At 68.6% G+C, this 18,375-nt stretch carries 16 protein-coding genes; 5 read left to right on the plus strand and 11 right to left on the minus strand.

From position 1 onward, the window contains the following. Positions 1–11: 11 nt before the first annotated feature. The 4 genes from WS62_RS12225 to WS62_RS12240 all read left to right on the plus strand — a co-directional run bounded on the left by WS62_RS12225 (position 12) and on the right by WS62_RS12240 (position 5,397). Positions 12–1,238, plus strand: coding sequence for an MFS transporter (locus WS62_RS12225; protein ID WP_066571057.1), 1,227 nt, complete (start codon positions 12–14; stop codon positions 1,236–1,238). 216 nt (positions 1,239–1,454) lie between these two features. Further along, positions 1,455–2,420, plus strand: coding sequence for a TetR/AcrR family transcriptional regulator (locus WS62_RS12230; protein WP_066571058.1), 966 nt, complete (start codon positions 1,455–1,457; stop codon positions 2,418–2,420). Positions 2,421–2,598: 178 nt separating this feature from the next. Next, the gene (locus WS62_RS12235; protein WP_066571059.1) at positions 2,599–4,371 is read left to right on the plus strand and encodes an AMP-binding protein; all 1,773 of its coding nucleotides are present in this window, start codon (positions 2,599–2,601) and stop codon (positions 4,369–4,371) included. A gap of 54 nt (positions 4,372–4,425) precedes the next feature. Beyond that, complete coding sequence (locus tag WS62_RS12240) at positions 4,426–5,397, plus strand: DUF1571 domain-containing protein (protein ID WP_066571060.1); 972 nt, start codon at positions 4,426–4,428, stop codon at positions 5,395–5,397. A gap of 137 nt (positions 5,398–5,534) precedes the next feature. On the opposite strand, the gene WS62_RS12245 is transcribed toward WS62_RS12240, so the two are convergent. Further along, positions 5,535–5,807 carry a hypothetical protein gene (locus WS62_RS12245; protein ID WP_066571100.1) on the minus strand — a complete coding sequence of 91 codons (273 nt, stop codon included), beginning with the start codon at positions 5,805–5,807 and terminating at the stop codon, positions 5,535–5,537. A gap of 305 nt (positions 5,808–6,112) precedes the next feature. On the opposite strand from WS62_RS12245, the gene hfq reads away from it, so the two are divergent. Then, a complete protein-coding gene (gene hfq / locus WS62_RS12250) occupies positions 6,113–6,769 on the plus strand; it encodes an RNA chaperone Hfq (RefSeq protein WP_066571061.1) in 657 nt (218 codons plus the stop codon). 142 nt (positions 6,770–6,911) lie between these two features. Here the strand turns inward: hfq and WS62_RS12255 are convergent, their stop codons facing one another. The 10 genes from WS62_RS12255 to WS62_RS12300 form a co-directional block, all read right to left on the minus strand. Beyond that, positions 6,912–7,616 (minus strand): DUF2968 domain-containing protein, encoded by a 705-nt coding sequence (locus tag WS62_RS12255; RefSeq protein WP_066571062.1) that lies wholly within the window; start codon positions 7,614–7,616, stop codon positions 6,912–6,914. Between the two features lie 88 nt (positions 7,617–7,704). After that, positions 7,705–9,096 carry a sigma 54-interacting transcriptional regulator gene (locus WS62_RS12260; protein WP_066571063.1) on the minus strand — a complete coding sequence of 464 codons (1,392 nt, stop codon included), beginning with the start codon at positions 9,094–9,096 and terminating at the stop codon, positions 7,705–7,707. Positions 9,097–9,112: 16 nt separating this feature from the next. Next, positions 9,113–10,921, minus strand: coding sequence for a TadG family pilus assembly protein (locus WS62_RS12265; RefSeq protein ID WP_066571064.1), 1,809 nt, complete (start codon positions 10,919–10,921; stop codon positions 9,113–9,115). Between the two features lie 7 nt (positions 10,922–10,928). Then, positions 10,929–11,300, minus strand: a complete 372-nt coding sequence (locus tag WS62_RS12270) for a DUF3613 domain-containing protein (protein ID WP_066571065.1) — start codon at positions 11,298–11,300, stop codon at positions 10,929–10,931. 21 nt (positions 11,301–11,321) lie between these two features. Next, positions 11,322–12,332, minus strand: coding sequence for a tetratricopeptide repeat protein (locus WS62_RS12275; protein ID WP_066571066.1), 1,011 nt, complete (start codon positions 12,330–12,332; stop codon positions 11,322–11,324). A gap of 27 nt (positions 12,333–12,359) precedes the next feature. After that, on the minus strand, positions 12,360–13,379 hold the full coding sequence (locus WS62_RS12280; protein WP_066571067.1) for a type II secretion system F family protein: 1,020 nt from the start codon (positions 13,377–13,379) through the stop codon (positions 12,360–12,362). A 5-nt stretch (positions 13,380–13,384) separates the two neighbouring features. Further along, positions 13,385–14,401, minus strand: a complete 1,017-nt coding sequence (locus tag WS62_RS12285) for a type II secretion system F family protein (protein WP_066571068.1) — start codon at positions 14,399–14,401, stop codon at positions 13,385–13,387. Then, positions 14,394–15,734 (minus strand): CpaF family protein, encoded by a 1,341-nt coding sequence (locus tag WS62_RS12290; protein WP_066571069.1) that lies wholly within the window; start codon positions 15,732–15,734, stop codon positions 14,394–14,396. The genes WS62_RS12285 and WS62_RS12290 overlap by 8 nt, the downstream gene beginning before the upstream one ends. A gap of 3 nt (positions 15,735–15,737) precedes the next feature. Beyond that, complete coding sequence (locus WS62_RS12295; protein ID WP_066571070.1) at positions 15,738–16,976, minus strand: fimbrial protein; 1,239 nt, start codon at positions 16,974–16,976, stop codon at positions 15,738–15,740. Between the two features lie 60 nt (positions 16,977–17,036). Continuing rightward, on the minus strand, positions 17,037–18,362 hold the full coding sequence (locus WS62_RS12300) for a type II and III secretion system protein family protein (RefSeq protein ID WP_066571071.1): 1,326 nt from the start codon (positions 18,360–18,362) through the stop codon (positions 17,037–17,039). Positions 18,363–18,375 lie beyond the last annotated feature (13 nt).

Raw genomic sequence — 18,375 nt, forward strand, 5'->3', positions numbered from 1 at the left:
AGACCGCCGTCATGACCCTAAGCTGGACGCGGGAACAACGCAACGTCACGATCGCCGCCTATCTCGGCTGGACGCTCGACGCGTTCGATTTCTTCCTGATGGTTTTCGTGCTGAAGGACATCGCCGCCGAGTTCAACACGAAAATTCCCGCCGTCGCGTTCGCCATCACGCTGACGCTTGCCGCGCGCCCGATCGGCGCGCTGATCTTCGGCCGCCTCGCCGACCACTTCGGCCGCCGGCCGACGCTGATGATCAACATCGCGTGCTACTCGCTGCTCGAGCTCGCGTCCGGCTTCGCGCCGAGCCTGGCCGCGCTCCTCGTGCTGCGCACGCTGTTCGGCATCGCGATGGGCGGCGAATGGGGCGTCGGCTCCGCACTGACGATGGAGACGATTCCGACGCGCGCGCGCGGCGCCGTGTCGGGCCTGCTTCAGGCGGGCTACCCGAGCGGCTATCTGCTCGCATCGGTCGTCTTCGGCCTCTTCTACCAGTACATCGGCTGGCGCGGAATGTTCATGATCGGCGTGCTGCCCGCGCTTCTCGTGCTGTACGTGCGCGCGAAAGTGCCCGAGTCGCCCGCATGGAAGCAGATGGAAAAGCACGCGCGCCCGAGCCTCGTCGCGACGCTCAAGCAGAACTGGAAGCTGTCGATCTACGCAGTCGTCCTGATGACCGCGTTCAACTTCTTCTCGCACGGCACGCAGGATCTCTATCCGACCTTCCTGCGCGAGCAGCATCATTTCGATCCGCACACGGTGTCGTGGATCACGATCGTGCTGAACATCGGCGCGATCGTCGGCGGCCTCACGTTCGGCTGGCTGTCCGAGCGGATCGGCCGCCGCCGCGCGATCTTCATCGCCGCGATGATCGCGCTGCCCGTGCTGCCGCTGTGGGCGTTCTCGACCGGCGCGCTCGCGCTCGCCGCGGGTGCGTTCCTGATGCAGATCTCGGTGCAAGGCGCATGGGGCGTGATCCCCGTGCATCTGAACGAGATCTCGCCGGACGAAATTCGCGCGACGTTCCCGGGCTTCGTCTACCAGCTCGGCAATCTGCTCGCATCGGGCAACGCGACGATGCAGGCGCAGCTCGCGGTCAATCACGGCAACGATTACAGCATGGCGCTCGCGACGGTCGCGGGCATCGTCGCCGTCGTCATCTGCGTTTTAATTGTGTTCAGCCGCGAGCGGCGCGGGATCGACATGACCCAGGCGGCCGCGATGAGCCCGACGACGGGATAGCCCCGCACGCGGCGGTGCACCATCACGCAAGCACACGTCGTACAGTGCGCAGCACGTCATTCATGCTGCATTGCACCGCACGCTCTAGAGGAGTTTGTCCACAAACAACGCTTGCCGCCGCCCCGTGCCGCTTTTTATCTTAATGAAAACGGTTGTTTCAATTACACATTTGAATCGCTTGTTCGCGTACCGGGAAACCGGCAAGGGAGGCGGAACATGGCAGTTCGACAGGCCAGCCGGCAATCCGGCGGGACGAAGGCGCGCATCCTCGATGCGGCCGAAGATCTTTTCATCGAGCATGGCTTCGAAGCGATGTCGATGCGGCAAATCACATCGCGCGCAGCGGTGAATCTTGCCGCGGTCAACTATCACTTCGGCAGCAAGGAAGCGCTTATCCACGCGATGTTGTCGCGGCGCCTCGATCAACTGAACGAGGAGCGCCTGCGCATCCTCGATCGGTTCGATGCGCAACTCGGCGCGCACGTCACGTGCGAGCACGTGCTGGGCGCGATGTTCATTCCGGCGCTGCAGGCGTCGCGCGATCCGCAACGCGGCGGCCGCGCATTCCTCAGACTCATCGGCCGCGCGTACACCGATCCGTCGGCGTTCGTGCGCAATTTCCTGACCGCGCACTACGCGACCGTCGCCGGCCGCTTCTTCGACGCGTTCCAGCGCGCGCTGCCGAACCTGCCGCGCGCGGAGCTCGGCTGGCGGCTGCACTACGCGATCGGCGCACTGTCGGGCGCGCTCGCGGGCGCGGAGACCGAAAGCCTCATCGACGAATTCACGCAAGGCCGCACGATGAACGACGTGCAGATGATCGCGCGACTGTCGTCGCTGATCGTCGCCGCGCTGAGGGCGCCGATGCCCGACGCGACGCAGCTCACGATCTTCGCGTCGGTGCTCGACGGCGCAGCGGCCGCAACCGACGCGACGCAGCCGGCCGAGCCGCTCGCGGCAATCGCGCCGCCTGTCGTTTCCGCGCCTGTCGTTTCCGCGCCGTCGGCGCCCGCTGTCGCGCCCGCGATCGAACCGGTCTCCGTTTCGGCGCCCGCGGCGGACATCGCGCCGCCGGCGTCCGTCGCCCCGGCGTCCGTCGCGCCGATGCCGACGACACCACGCACCGAAGCGGTCGCGGCCGAGCCGGTCGTCGCGGCCGCGCCCGAAACCCACGCGACCTGAGGTCGCGCGCAGCGAGTCACGGCCGCGCGGCGCGCGGCCGATCGCGGCGGCGCCGGGCCCGCCGCGATCCGACGCGCCGCTTCCGTCGCACACCCCAGCAACGCATCGCACGGCGCGTCACGCGCCGCGCCGCCGACGCCCGCGCGCCGGCCCATCACAACGAATCAGGAGACAAGCGATGACCGCCCCCGTTGCGCCCGCCCACGCCCACACCCAAGCGCCGAACACCGATGGCATCTGGTACGCGTCGTACCCCGCCGGCGTGCCGCACGACATCGACGTCACGCAATACCGATCGCTTGCCCAGTACTTCGACGATTGCACGACACGCTACGCGGACCGCGTCGCATTCATCAGCGCGGGCGCGCGCATGACCTACGCGGCGCTCGCGCGCAAGGCGGCCGCGTTCGCGTCGTATCTGCAGAGCCTCGGCGTGAAGCCCGGCGACCGCGTCGCGATCATGCTGCCGAACACGTTCCAGTATCCGGTCACGCTGTTCGGCGCGCTGAAGGCAGGCGCGATCGTCGTCAACGTGAATCCGCTCTACACGGTGCGCGAGCTCGCGCATCAGCTGAAGGACAGCGGTGCGCAGACGATCGTCGTGTTCGAGAACTTCGCGAAGACGCTGCAGGAAGCACTGCCCGAAACGCAGATCAAGCACGTCGTCGTGACGGCGCTCGGCGATCTGCTCGCCGACGGCCTCAATCCGAAAGGCCATCTGATCAACTTCGTGCTCAAGCACGTGAAGAAGCTCGTGCCGCCGTACCGGCTGCCGCAGGCCGTGCGCCTGCGCGCGGCGCTCGCGGCAGGCGCGCGCCGCGCGCCTGCGCCCGTCGCGCTCGAGCACGACGACCTCGCGTTCCTGCAGTACACGGGCGGCACGACGGGCGTCGCCAAAGGCGCGATGCTCACGCACGGCAATCTGATCGCGAACCTGCTGCAGGCGAAGGCGTGGATCGAGGATCAGCTGACGGGCGACGTCGAGACGGTGCTCACACCGCTGCCGCTCTATCACATCTATTCGCTGACGGTGAACGCGTTCATCTTTCTCGGGCTCGGCGGGCGCAACATCCTGATCGCGAACCCGCGCGACACGAAGATGATGATGAAGATCCTGCGCCACGAGACCTTCACGGGCATCACCGGCATCAACACGCTCTACAACGCGTTCCTCGACAACGAGGAATTCCGCAAGCGCGACTTCTCGAAGCTCAAGCTCGCGATGGCGGGCGGCATGGCGATGCAGCGCGCGGTCGCCGAGCGCTTCGAGCAAGTGACCGGCTGCCCGATCGTCGAAGGCTACGGGCTCACCGAGTGCTCGCCGATCGTCACGATGAACCCGTACGACGCGAACGAAAAGCGATCGTTCAGCGGCTCGATCGGGCTGCCCGCGCCGTCGACGCTCGTGCGCTTTCGCAAGGAAGACGGCGAGTGGGCGAGCGTCGGCGAGCCGGGCGAGCTGTGCGTGCACGGCCCGCAGGTGATGCGCGGCTACTGGCAGCGCGCGGACGAGACCGCGAAGGTGATCGACGCCGACGGCTGGCTCGCGACGGGCGACATCGGCGTCATGGACGAAAAAGGCTTCATCCGCCTGATCGACCGCAAGAAGGACATGATTCTCGTGTCGGGCTTCAACGTGTATCCGAACGAGATCGAAGACGTGCTCGTGTCGCATCCGGGCATCCGCGAGGCGGCGGCGATCGGCATTCCCGATCCCGTGCACGGCGAGCGCATCAAGGTGTTCGTCGTGCCCCGCGATCCGTCGCTGACGGCCGAAGCGGTGCTCGCGCACTGCCGCAAGAACCTGACGGGCTACAAGATGCCGAAGGCGGTCGAGTTCCGCGACGCGCTGCCGCAGACCAACGTCGGCAAGATCCTGCGCCGCGCGCTGCGCGACGAGGAACTCGCGAAGCTCGCGAACGCGCCGGCGAATCCGTCTGCGAAGCACTGACGAAAAACGAAAACACCACTACAAGATTTCTGGTCCGCTTCCTGGGAGGAATGCATGTCGTACGCATCACTGCAATACCGGTCTTCGTCTTCGCGAACACGGTTCGCGCGGCGCTGTCTCGCCGCCGCCTCGGCCGTGGGGGCGCTCGCGCTCGTGCTCGCCAACGGCGCCGCGTACGCGCAGGCGCAGGCCAACGCCGAAGCGCCCGCCGCCGTCGAATCCGGCGCGGCGGATGCGGCGCTTCCGCCCGAGCTCGCGAAGGTCGCGAAGCTGTCCGTCGACCAGCAGGTTCGCTGGCTGCGCACGGCCGCTCGCCAGGGCGCGCTCGAGAAGCTCGACGATGCGACGCTCGCCGCGCTCTTCAAGTCGCTCGATCCGCAGACCGTGCCCGATTACGTCGCGGCGGGGCCGATCGGCTATCCGTCGTACGAATTCACGATGCTGCGCCAGGAGCGCATCAGCGGCAAATGGTCGGATACGCCCGACCACATGTTCGTCAAGGTGACGCACGGGCCGCTGCGCGTCTACGCAAAGTGGCTGCCGGACGGCGCGCATTCGGGCCAGGAAGTGATCTACGACTCGACGAAGCGCGCCGACGAGATGTACGGCCACCTGGGCGGCCTGCTCGGCAAGGTGCCGATGTGGACGTCGCTCGACGGCGCGCTCGCCCGCGCGCAGTCGAACCATCAGGTGCGCGATCTCGGCACCGAGTTCGTCGCGAACCTCTATCTGAGCGAGGCGAAGAAATACCGCGAAGCCGGCGCGCTGAAGCCGACGCACGTCGAGGCGAAGACGATCAAGGGCGTGCGCGTCGTCGCGCTCACCTACGAGACGCCCGGCGGCCGGCCGCAGTTCTATGCGAAGCGGGAGACGCTCGGGCTCGATCTGCGGCAGCCGTACTTCCGCACCGTCGAATCGTTCGACAACGACGGCCGCGTGTTCGAGCGGATCGTGTTCGAGAAGGTCACGCCGAAGTCGTTCGACGAAACGGCGTTCGATCCGAAGAATCCCGATTACAAGTTCTGACCCGTCATCGTTTCGTCACGAACGGCGACGAGCATTCGACACAACGAAACGCCGCGCGGCTTTCCGGCTCGCGCGGCGTTTCGTTGCGGCGGCGCCTCGGCGAGCCGAGGCGGCCAACCGTCACGCGCTTGACGCGATCAGTCGTCGTCGTGGCGGCGGTGCCACCGGCGCTCGTGCCGGTGACGCTCCCAGCGGTCTTCATCGTCGTCGCCGCGCCATTCGTATCCGCCGTACGCCGGATACCCGACGACCGCCGGTTGGGGCGCGACGTAGACGGGCTGCGGCGCCACATAGACGGGCGCGACCGGCACGCCGAGCCCGATCGACAGGTCGACGCCGCCCGCCGTCGCGCCGCCCGATGCGGCGAGCGCCGCGATGCCCAGCATCGTGATCGTCAGAATCTTTTTCATGTTCATCACCTCGTTTCGCCGGCGTGGCCGGCTTCGTGAACGCACTCTAGCGAACCTGCGCGGCGCCAGGTGCAACGGCCGTGCGAGAGCTGTAACCCGACGTAACGAAAGTGCGGCCAAACGCGCTTTAGCCGTTCGGACGGATCGCGCAAATGCACGGGACCGTCTATAGTGGGTAACGGTTGGACACAAACGCTCGCGCGCGCATCGGGTTCGAACAGGGTAAAATCCCGCCAAACGCTGTGTAAGTTCGCATGCGGCGAAACGCATAACTCTTAATTGACGCCGGCACCTGCCGCTTTTTAATGGCCAATCCTGCAGAATCCCATCCGCAAAACGACTTCATCAATGCCGCGCGCAAGGAACGCAAGCGCGTCGAAATCTATCTCGTCAACGGTATTCGCCTGACGGGGTGCATTGAGTCGTTCGACCAGTACCTGGTGATGCTGCGCACGCCCGTCGGCCTGCAAGGCATCTATAAACGCGCCATCTCGACGATCCAGCTCGACACGGGCGGCGCCCGTCCGGGCGGCCCGCGCGGTCCGCGTCCGGGCGGCCCGCATGGCGGCGGCGGCCGCTCCGGCGGGCGCGAAGGCGGCGGCCACGGTCCGTATGGCTCGCACGGCGGCTCCCGCGAGCCGCGCGGCGGCGGCGGCGGCGACGGCTACGGCTCCCGCGAATCCCGCGGCGGCGACGGCTACGGCTCCCGCGAATCCCGCGGCGGCGACAGCTATGGCGCTCGCGAATCCCGCGGCGACGGCGGCTATGGTGCCCGCGAACCCCGCGAAGGCTACGGCACGCGCGAGCCGCGTGAACCGCGCGAGCCCCGTGAATCGTACGGCGCGCCGCGTGAGCCGCAAGACGGCGTGTCGACGCCGTCCGGCGCGCAGGAGCGCAACGGCAACGGCCCCGTGATCGTCACGCGCCGCCGCCGCTCGCTCGGCCCGACTGACGGCCAATAAGCGCCTCCGTCCATACGAAAAAGGGCAAGCCGTACACCGGCTTGCCCTTTTTCTCATCGAGCTTCGGGAGCGCGCGCGTCGCGGCGAAAGCCGGCGCTTGCCTGAAGCGGAGCCGTCCGGTTCCGCCCCGCCCCATTTGTGATCACCGTACTCTCGGCAATCCGGCGTCAGCCTGCCTCTGCAGCGAGCGCACCTGCTGCTTCAGCTTGCGCAGCTGATCCTGCAGCTCGTTCTCCTGCGCCTGCAGCGCGACCGCCTCGTCGCGCTTGTCCTTCTGCCGGCTCGCGACGGCCGCCCGTTGCTCACGCGCAATGTTCAGATCCGCCTGCAGCCGGCTCGCCCGCTCCTGCGCGGCGGCGATCTGCCGGTCCGTCTGCGCCTTCTGCGACTCGAGCTTCGCGGCCTGGAGCTCGCTCACCGCGAGATTCTCGGACTGCTTCGCGAAATCGCGGTAGACCGCTTCCGCGCGCGCATCGTTCGCCGTCTCGATCACGCGCCAGAACGCCTTCTGCTGGAACAGCGCGACGAAGTACGTGCCTTCCTTGACGTTGAGCAGCAGGCTCGCGCCGTAGTTGCCGTTGTACGTCGTGCGCATTTCGGTCAGCTCGCGCGCCTGGATCTGCCGCTGCAACTCGTCGATCGTGCTCTGCCCGTTCGCGTCGACGCTCGCGGCCGTCGCCGCGCTCGGCGCCGACAGATTGACGACGGCCTGCGCCGAAACGGCCGATGCCGCCGGCACGGCGGACGCCGTCAACGCCGGCGACGCGCCGCCGTCGCCATCCAATGCCTGCGCATGCGCGCCGCAGAGGCCGCCCGCCGCCGCGATCGCGACGAAGACGCGCCCCATTCCCCGTATGTGGCTCATTGTGTTTTTCCTGCTTCGATGTGTTGTAGTTTTTCGAATGCATGTTTGCCGGCTGCCTCGCAGCCACGCTTCACTCGCTTTCCCGTGCTTCAGGCTCCTCGTCGAAAATCTGGTATTTGCGCATCTTTTCCCACAGCACCTTGCGGCTGATGCCGAGATGCTGCGCGGTATCCTGCCGACGCCAACCGTTTGCGTCAAGCGTGGAGATCACGCGGCTGCGCTCGGCCATGTCCCACTTGCTGCGATCGACGAACACGTCGGGCGCGCTCTCGGCCGGCACCGGCTGCGCGGCGCTGCGCGCATGCGCGACGAGCCGCTGCAGCCGCGCCGTGTCCCAGCCGCCCGTCTGCCTGACCGTCACGCCGACCCGTTCGGCCAGATTGCGCAGCTCGCGCACGTTGCCGGGGAAGTACGAATCGGCGACCGCTTCGGCGAGCCAGTAAGGCAGCTCCGGCAGCGCCGAGAGGCGATCGTCGCCGACGATCGATGCGACGAACGACTTGAAGAGCGCGATCTTGTCGACGGGACCGCGCTCTTCGAGCGACGGGATGCTGAGCTCGATCACCGCGAGCCGGTAGTATAGGTCCGCGCGGAAGAGGCCGTCCTTGACGAGCTGCGGCAGTTTCTTGTTGCTCGCCGCGACGAGCCGGAAATCGACCTTGACGGACGCCGTCGCGCCGACGCGCAGCACCGCGCCGTCCTCGAGCACGCGCAGCAGCTTGACCTGCTGATAGAGCGGCAGATCGCCGACTTCGTCGAGAAAGAGCGTGCCGCCCGCGGCCTGCTCGAAATACCCCTTGTGCGTGCCGACCGCGCCCGTAAACGAGCCCTTCGCGTGCCCGAAGAACAGCGATTCGAACAGGCCATCCGGAATCGCGCCGCAGTTGACGGGCACGAACTCGCCCATGCAGTAGCGCGAGTGCTTCTCGTGCAGCAGCTGCGCGATCCGCTCCTTGCCGACGCCCGTCTCGCCGTGCAGCAGCACGTTCGTGTCGCAGTCGGCGAACGTGTCGACTTCCTGCAAAAGCGCCTGCATGCACTCGGAATGCGCGACGAGCGCGCTCGACTCGAGCGTTTTTGCCGCATGCGCGCGCAGTTGCACCGCGAGCTTCGAGATCATCCCGCGCAGTTCCGCGCACGTGAAGTCGAGCGGCAGGACATGCGAATACTCGGGCGGATACAGCGACGGATCGTGATCGCGCGCCGCGCCGACCCAGACGACCGGCATGCCGATGTCCGACTGCCAGCTGCGAAGGAACGCCGCCCCGCTTTCGATCATCGTGACGCTGATGATCGCGAGCGACGGCCGCATCGCGGTCCGCTCGGGCGACAGCACCTCGTTGTCGGCGCGAATCACCTCGACTTCGAAGCTCGACATGCAGCGTGCGACCCGATCGACGATGTCGGCCTTGCCCTCCCAGACGTACAGGTCGAGTCCTTCGATTGCGTTCGTGTTTCTCATCGTTATCGTGACTTCTTCAATATACCGTTTGCGCGGTGCCGCAGGTCAGCGCCTCGTTGTGGACCGTCGCCGCGCCGACCTGCACGCCGAGCAGGTTCAGGAGCGGCACGACGACCTGATCGAGCGAGCTCAGCACGGGGCCGAGCTGGTTCACGAGAGCCGTTACCACCGGATTAAGCAGGCTGCCGACCGGCACCGCCGCGCCGAGCACGTAGAGCGTCAGGCCATTCTGCCCCGTCAGCGATTGCGCGGCGCCCGACAGCGCGTTCGCGAGCACCGAGCCCAACGCGTTCGAATTCGCCGCCTGGTAGTCGTCGGCGTCGCCCGTCACGCCGTTGAATGTCAGCGTCGCCGCATTCGATTGCGGCACCACGGCGGGCAGCGCGAGTGCCGACTTGATCTGCAGCAGCGGCGCGCTCAGCACGCCGAGCGTCGCGAGCGTCGCGGGCACGTTGCACGCGAACGTCTGCTGCGCGGGTAGATCCGTCGGCACGTCGCCGATGCACAGGTTCGCGAGGCCCGGCTGCACGACGATCGCCGCGCGGCTCGACGCGGCGGTCGTCGCGCAGTTCGTCGATTGCAGCCACGCGGAGCCTGTCGCGACCTGCAGCGTGAGCGGCAGGTTCAGATTGACTTGGATGAGGTTGTCGACGAGGCTCACGAGCAGCGCGAGCGGCAACAGCACGCCGGTGGGCTGCAGACCGGCGGGGCCGAGACTCACGTTCAGATACAGCCGGATCTGCGCATTGTTCGCCTGCGTGCGCCACGCCCCCGTCTTCGGATCGATGCCCGACTCGCCGATCGCGATCGACGGCGGCTCGATGATCTGCAGCTTGAGCGTCGCGCCCTGCCCCGCGAGCTGCAAGCCCGTCGCAACGTTCACCGCGGGCCGGCCGGCCGCCGCGACTTCCGCCGCGACCATCAGTGCGTCGAACACGTTGATCTTCGCGTCGGCGGCCGCCTGCGTATCGGACAAGCCGAGCGCGAACACCCCGGGCCCGCCCGACTGGCTGCCGATGCTGAACTTTCCGCCGCCCAGATTCGCGCCGACGATCGCCTGCAGCGCGGCGACGCTCGCCTGCAGGTTCGCGTTCACGACCTGGGTGCGCGACAGCGCGGTCAGCGTCAGCTGCGCGAACTGCCCCGCCGTCACCTGTGTCGACAGCAGTTCGTTGACCGTCAGCACGTTCGCGGCCGCCATCAGGTCGCCGAGCTTGATCTGCGTCGACGCGAGCGCCTGATACGACAGCACGCTCAAGCTCAGATTCGCGCCGAGCAGCGCGTTCAGCACGTTGTTCACGAGGCCGCCCTGCAGGCTCGCGAGCGTCGTGCCGACCGTGAACTGATCGATGTTGGTCGCCTTCGCGGTCGACGTCGCGCTGACCGTGCGCGACGGGCCGAGGAAGAAGTACGGCACGCTCTGCGTCGCCGTCACCTGCACCGCGTTCAGCGGCGTCGACGTCGTATTGAAATAGCTCGGCCCCGCGTTGCTCTGCGTGTCCCAGCGCCCGCATGAAAGCGCGAGCGTGTTGCCGCTCTTCGCCGGGTCGAAGCCGTTCGAGCGCGCGTTCGCGTTCGCGGCGGCGGCAGGCTGCGTGCACTGGTCGTCCATCTTCTGCGCGGCGGCGAGCGCCGCCATGTCGGCGACCCGCTGCAAGTCGCGGCGCGCGAAGAACACGCTGCCGATGTCGACCGCGCCGAGCGCCGCGATCGCGACGAGCATCCAGACCGCCGCGACGACGGCGAACGAGCCGCGTTCGCGCGCGATCGTCCGGCGTCCGCGAGCGGACGGCCGGCGATCGGCGCAACGGCGAGCTAACGGCATGCGAACCTCACTGAGAACGCGACGCAGGCGTGAGAAGGGAGCCCGCCCCGCCGCCACCGCCGCTCATGCTCGCAGCCGATCCGTAGAACGCCGGAATCCTGGTCTTGAACGAATCGAGATAGCGCTCGTACGCGATCGACGCCGCCTCCCCGATCATCGGCTGCGACGGCCCCGCGTCGCGGTTGCTCGCCTGCCATTCGAGCCACGTGTGCGTCGCGTGGCCGACTTCCGATGCGGCAGGCGTCGAGCCTTGCGGCGATTGCGCGCGGGCGGCGCCCGCCGTGCCCACGAGCGCACCCGCCAGCGCGAGCGTCGCGCAAAGCGCGCGGCCGCGTCCGGATCGGGCCGCGGCGGTCTTGGTGTGGTCATGCGTCGTCATGTCGGCTCCGTGTCACGTCTGTCATTGCGAGAATCGCTGCAAGAGCGGCACCGTCGGCTCGAAGCCCGACGCGGATGCCGAGGCCACCGGCACGGGCGCCCCCGCGACGGCCGTTGCACCCTTGCCGCCGGCCGCGCCTATCGCGCCTATCGCCCCTGTCGCCCCTGTCGCTCCTGTCGCCCCTGTCGCGCCCAACGCCCCGGCGCCGATGCCCGCCATATTGGCGCCGCCCGTCGCGTTCGCCGAGCCCGTCGCGTTCGCCGAGCCGGTCGCGTTCGGCGCGCCCGGACGCGCGAGCGCCCGCTGCCGCGCGCGCGACGCGGCCGCGATCTTGGTTGCGTCGTTGCGGATTTCCGTGCGCACCGCGGGCGCGAGCTTCAGCTGATTCATCAAGCCGAGCGCGTCGCGCGTCTGGCCCGTCGCGAGCAGGAAGAGCGCGACGTTGCTCAGGATCTTCGGATTGTTCTGGTCGAGCTCGGCCGCCTTCATCAGCGGCACGCGCGCGCCCACGACGTCGCCGCCGCGCATGCGCGCATAGGCGAGATCGGACAGCGTCAGCGAATCGGTGGGCGCGAGCGTCGTCGCCTGCGCGAGCGCCTGCGACGCGGCGTCGAAATCGCCCGACGCGCCGGCCAAGAGGCCGAGCCCGCGATAGCCGCGCGCGGCGAGCGGCGTGTTCAGCAACTGCCTGTACGCGACCGTGCTCGCCGCCGGCTGATCGGTCGCGCGCAGCGCGTCCGCACGCAGCAGGATCGTATCCGGCGACGCGCCGTACTGCTTCTCGTACGCATCGATGTGCGCGAGCGATGCGTAATAGAGCCCTTGCGACTGCATCCGGCCGATCAGCCCGAGATACATGCCGGGCGTGTCGGGCGGCGCATTCTTGTCGGCCGCGGCCTGCATCAGCGCCGCGCGCTCGGCCTGCGCGCCGATTCCGTATCCCGACTCCTTGAACGCCCCGCACGCGGCAAGCGACAGCGCAAGCATCGCGAGCGCCGCCGTCGTCATTGGAGAAAAGCTGCTTCGTCTCATGTCGTTTCTTCCTTCGTTGCGCGCCGGCTAACGGCGCGCGGCCGTGAGCGCGTGCGTCACGGCGAGCATCCCCGGTCCCGCCGTCACGATGAAAAGCGCGGGCAGCAGCGTGACGATCATCACGCCCGTCATCTTCACGGTAAGGCGGCCGATCCGCTCGCGCAGCATCGCGCGCCGCACTTCGCGCAGCCGGTCGCCGAACTGCTTGAGCGGCTCCTGCACCGAGCCGCCGTGCTTGTCGACCTGGATCAGCAGGCGCACGATCGCGCGCAGATCCTCGTTGTTGAAGCTCGTCGCGAGGCGCTGCAGCGACTGCTCGCGCGTGCGGCCCGCGACGAACTGCCGCTGCGCGATCCCGAGTTCCGACGACAGCACGGGCAGCATCCCCTTGAAGTCGTTCGTGACGACCTGGATGCTCTGGTCGAGCGACAGCCCGACGCCCTGCAAGAGCCGCAGCATGTCGACGAGAAGCGGCATCTCGTCGACGACGGACTGGCGGCGCGCCGTCGCGCGGCGGCGCACGTAGATCTTCGGCAGCATGAAGCCGATGATGACGGACAGCGCGACCCACGCGGTCAGATGCGTGCCGACCGTCTCGCCGCCGACGATCGCGACGGCGGCCGGCAGCGCGACCCCGCTCGCGATCCGCGCGCTCAGGAAAATGCCGCGCGTGTGCGCGTCGACGTACCCGCACTGCTCGAGCAGCATCCGGTCCTCGTCGGCGACGATCTGCTTGCCGAGCCGCGTGTCGAGCAATCGCATCCCGAACTTGCCCGCGCGGTCGAGCAGCGTCGCGAAGCGCGGCCGGCGCTCGGCAGGCGCCGCATCCGCGGCGGGCGGACGCGCCGCGCCAGTCGCGGCCGCGGCGCCTGCCGTCGCCCGCGCGGCGGCCGCTTCCAGCGCGGCCGCGCGCTGGTCGAGCGCGTCGGCGAGCGTGCGGCCGGTGCGCTGCGTGAGCACGATCCGCATGATCGCGAGCACGGCGAGCATCAGCACGCCGAGTGCGCCGAGTGCGAGCGCAATTGCGCCGAGGCGGCTGGAATCCATCGTCGTCACCTCAATCGGGCGAGCCGGTACAGCCAGTAGCCGCCGCCGACTTGCAGGATGAACGCGAGATACACGAGCTGGCGCCCCGTCGGGTCGAGCCACATCGCGCTGAAGTACTTCGGATTCGTCGCGATCACGAAGCTGCCGATGCCGACGGGCAGCGCGCCGAGCACCCATGCCGACAGCCGCGTCTCCGCCGACATCGCGATGAGCTCGCGCTCCGCCTGTTCGAGGTCGCGCATGAAGACGGCCATCCGGTCGAGCATCACGTCCGCACGGCCGCCGTACTTGACCGACAGCCGCAGCACCGAGCCGACGAGCTCGAATTCCTTGATCCGATAGAGCTCCGCGATATAGACCATCGCGCGATCGATCTCGACGCCCGATCGCAGCATTCGCGACACGTGATCGAGGCAGCCCCGCAGCGGCGCCTCGGTCGTCTGCAGCGTCGCCTGGAACGCGGCGGGCACGCTGTTGCCGAGCGTGACGAGCCGCACGATGCCGTCGAGGAACGACGGCAGTTGCCGGACGATCTGCAGGCGCCGCTTCTGCATCCGCGACACGAGCCAGAACAGGACGAGCGTCGCCCCCGCGACAAGCGTCGCGACGGCGGCGAGCAAGCCGCCGTGCAGGCCCGTCCACAGCGTCGCTGCGACCGTCGCCGCGACGAGCAGGATCAGCGGCGTGCGAACCTCGGACACGCCCGCGCGGTTCGATACGTTGAGCCACGCGTCGGCCGCGCGCTCGCGCCACCGCGCGAAACCGAAACCGTCGGCGGGCTTCGCGCCCGGCGCGCCGCCCGCCGCGCCCGCGGCGGACGCAGACGCGGCCGCGCGCGTCGACTCGCCCGCGAGCGGCGCCTTCGGCTGCGCGCCCGGGCGCGCGCCGGGCTCGAGCCGGCTGTCGATGTAGCGCGCCGCATGCACGCGCTCCCGGGTCGCCTCGCCGCGCCGCCACAGCGCGAGCGCCGCCGCCGCGCACAAGAGCGCGAGGGCGAGCGCGAAGAGCGCCGCGCTAGACATTGAAGCCCCCGCCTCGGCCGAACGGCTCGCCGCCGTGGCCGCCGCCCGCGAGCATCTGCCTGAAGCGCGCGAGCTTCGGCGAATGCGGATGGATGCCGAGCGATTCCCACGCGTCGATCTCGTCGCCGTCCGCGTTCACGCGCGGCTCGTAGCGATAAAGCTCCTGCGTCGCGATGATGTTGTCCGACAGCCCCGTCACTTCGGTAACCGACAGGATCCGCCGCCGCCCGTTCGACAGCCGCCCGATCTGCACGATGAAGTCGACCGCGTTGGAGATCTGCCGGCGCAGGCTCGATTCGGTGCCCTGGAAGCCCGCGAAGCCGGCGAGCATTTCGAGGCGGTACAGGCATTCGCGCGGCGAGCTCGCGTGGATCGTGCCCATCGAGCCGTCGTGGCCGGTGTTCATCGCCTGCATCATCTCGAGCACTTCGCCGCCGCGCACTTCGCCGACGATGATCCGGTCCGGGCGCATCCGCAGCGTGTTGCGCAGCAGGTCGCGGATCGACACGACGCCCGTGCCGTCGAAGCCGCCCGGCCGGCTCTCGAGCCGCACGACGTGCGGATGGTTGAGCGACAGCTCGGCCGTATCCTCGATCGTGACGACGCGCTCGGCTTCGGGAATGTGGAACGCGAGCGCGTTCAGAAGCGACGTCTTGCCGGAGCTCGTGCCGCCCGACACGAGGATGTTGCAGCGCGCGGCGACCGCGGCTTCGAGCAGCGTGCCGATCTCATCGTCGAACGTGCCGTTCGCGAGCAGATCGGCGGGCTTGAGCGGGTCCTTTCGGAACTTGCGGATCGACACGACCGGGCCGTCGATCGACAGCGGCTCGATCACGACGTTCACGCGCCCGCCGTCCGGCAGCCGCGCGTCGACCATCGGGTTCGACTCGTCGAGACGGCGGCCGATCGGCGCGAGGATGCGCCGCACGATCCGCAGCAGATGCGCGTTGTCGGTGAAGCGCATCGGCAGCTTCGCCAGGATTCCGTGCTTCGACACGTACACGTCGCTGTAGCCGTTGATCAGGATGTCCTCGACGTTCGGATCGGCAAGCAGGTCCTCGATCGGCCCGAAGCCCGCGAGCTCCTTCGTCAGCGCCTCCGCGATCGCCCGCACTTCGTTTTCGTTGAGCGGAATGCGGCGCAGCCGCACGAAGCTGTCGATCTCGAGATCGACGAACTGGTTGATCGCCTGCCTCGACCAGCGTCCGAACTCCGCGCCCAGCTCCTCGATGCGCGTCAGAAGATGCTCGTGCGCAGCGTTCTTGATGTCGTGAAACTGCTGCGTTTGCGAGAACGGCGTCGCCCCGTCGGCAAATTGAATGTCGTGTGCCATCTCTTACGACCGCTTGGAGGTGGGTTGAATGAAGCGCTTGAGCGCGGAAAGACCGCTCGCCGTGCGTGACGCGGCGGCCCCCGTGCCGCCCGTCACGCGTTCGACGAGCGGTTCGAGCGCGCGCACGTACGGGTCGCGCTCGGCAATGTCCACGATCAGCTTGCCCTGATTGGCCGCATGCCCGATCGGCACGCGCCGCGACGGCAACGTCGCGGCGAGCGCGAGGCCGAGGCGCTCGGCGATCTGCGCGGGCGACAGGCCGAGCGCCGGATCGTATTGGTTGACGACGAGACGCACGTTGCCTGTGTCGACGCCCGCGTCGCGCAGCGAATCGAGCAGCTCGACCGCCGACACGACGGATGCGACGCCCTGGTCGCACAGGAGCCACGATTCGTCGGCCGCGCACGCGGTCTGCGCGACGAAGTCGCGGTTCGAGAAGCCGCCCAGATCGATGATCTGATAGTCGAAAAACGCACGCAGACGGTTCATCAGACCGACGCAAGACGCGTACGACACGTCGCGCAGCCCGGCGAGATTCGGCGGCAGCGACGTCAGCGCGACGCCGCTCGAATGGCGCGCGAGCGCCGTGTTGACGAAGGTCCGGTCGAAGCGGCGCAGGTTGCGCACCGCCTCGACGAAATCGAATTCGCAGCGCGTGTTCAGGTACAGCGCGCCGTCGCCCGCCGGCAGCCCGAGATCGACGAGCGCCGTCTGCCGGCCTTGCGCGGCCGAGCGCTTCTGCAACAGCACCGACAGGTTCGCGGCGAGCGTGCTCGCCCCCATCCCGGCGCGCGCGCCGAGAAGCGCGATCAGCTTGCCGTGGCGGCTCGGCTGTTCGCCGACGTGATCGAGCAGCCCGCGCGTGATCCGCAGCGCGTCCTCGGCGGGCGCGGAGAAGTCGATGAAGTCGCGCACGCCCGCGCGCAGCGCGGCGAGCGCGCTCTCCGGCTCCGCGATCGACCCGAGCGCGACGATCGGCAGCCCAGGATGCGACAGGCGCACCGCGGCCGCGGCGGCGCTCGCCGCCTGCGCATGGCCGCCCGAGAAGTCGACGAAGACGAGCACCGGATTGAGCCCGGCGATGCGCTGCGCGAGCGCCGTCGGCTCGAGCGGCGCGGCCTCGACGGCGCCCGCCGAGACGAGCGTCTGCGCAAGCCAGCCCACGTGTTCGCCAAGCGACGACGCGCAGACGAAGTAGTCGGTGACGGCCGGCTCAGCCAAAGATTGTGTTCTCGCGTTCATGTTGAAGCGTTCCGGTTGCGCGCCGTGTCGCGGCGCTCGCGCTGTCGATGCGGCACGCGCTCATTTCGAGAACCCCGGGCCTGCGTCCGACGACAGCGCGCCGCCGAGATACGACCGCCATACGGGCCCGTCGCGCTGCTCGGACAACTCGCCGGGCGTCGCGGGCAGCGATGCGTTCTTCGCGATCGGCGCGACGAGATGCGGCGTCGCGATGATCACGAGTTCCTTGTCGTTCTGCTGATAACTGAGGTGCTTGAAGAACGTGCCGATGATCGGCAGATCGCCGAGGAACGGCACCTTGTCGACGTTCGACGTCGTCTCGCGATCGATCAGGCCGCCGATCACGAAGCTCTCGCCGTCGCCGAGCTCGACCGTCGTGTCCGCGCGGCGCGTCGTGAGCGCGGGCACCGTCACGCCGTTGATCGTGATCGAATGGACGAAGTCGAGCTGGCTCGATTCCGGCGCGACCTTGAGCGCGATCCGGCGCGGGCTCAGCACGGTCGGCGTCAGCGTGAGGCCGACGCCGTACGGCTTCCAGTCGATCGAGATCGTGCCGAGCGACTGCGGCACCGGCACCGGAATCTCGCCGCCCGCGAGAAAGCTCGCGCTTTGCCCGGACAGCGCGACGAGCGTCGGCTGCGCGAGCACGCGCGCGAGGTTGTTCGCCTCGAGGATCGACAGGTCGGCGAAAAGGCCGCGCGTCGCCGAGCCGACGACGAGATTGAACGCGGACGCGATCGGAATGTTCGCGGACACCGACATCGACGGCGTCCCGCCGCCCGTCACCGACGCGAGGCCGCTCGGCGCGAACGAGCCGAACGTGAAGCCGTTGTTCTGCTTGAAGAAGTTGAGGCCCGCCTGCTTGAGCACCGAGCGGCTGAATTCGACGACGCGCACGTCGACCTGCACGACGTTCTTGCCACCGACCGTCGACGCGTCGACGACGCCGCCGTCCTTGCCCGCCATCCCCTTGCCGAGCGCGAGCGCGCGCGCATGCGCGTCGAGCGTCGCGGCCGAGCCGGACACGACCGCCGTGCCGCCGTACGCCTTCACGCTCGGCGAGCCGCCGTCGAGCAGCGCGCGCGCGGCGCCGCTCACGACGTTGACCGTGTAGACGGCCGGCTCGTCGCGGCCGCGCTCCCACACCATCAGGCTCGTCGAGCCGGCCGCCTTCGCGACGAGCAGCACGCTTGCGTGCCCGCCCTTCACGACGAGCACGTCGGCGACGCTCGGATCGCCGACCGCGACCCGCTGCACGTTGCGGCCGACGGAAATCTGCCGCTGCGCGCCCGTCGCGAGCTCGATCGTCCCCATCTCCGCCGCCCGCGCGGCGAACGACAGCAACACGCCGAACGCCATCGCCAATGCAATCAGTCTATTTTTCATCGTGTCGGAAGCC

This window comes from Burkholderia sp. ABCPW 14 (assembly GCF_001523835.1).
In the GTDB taxonomy this organism is placed as follows: Bacteria; Pseudomonadota; Gammaproteobacteria; order Burkholderiales; family Burkholderiaceae; genus Burkholderia; species Burkholderia mayonis.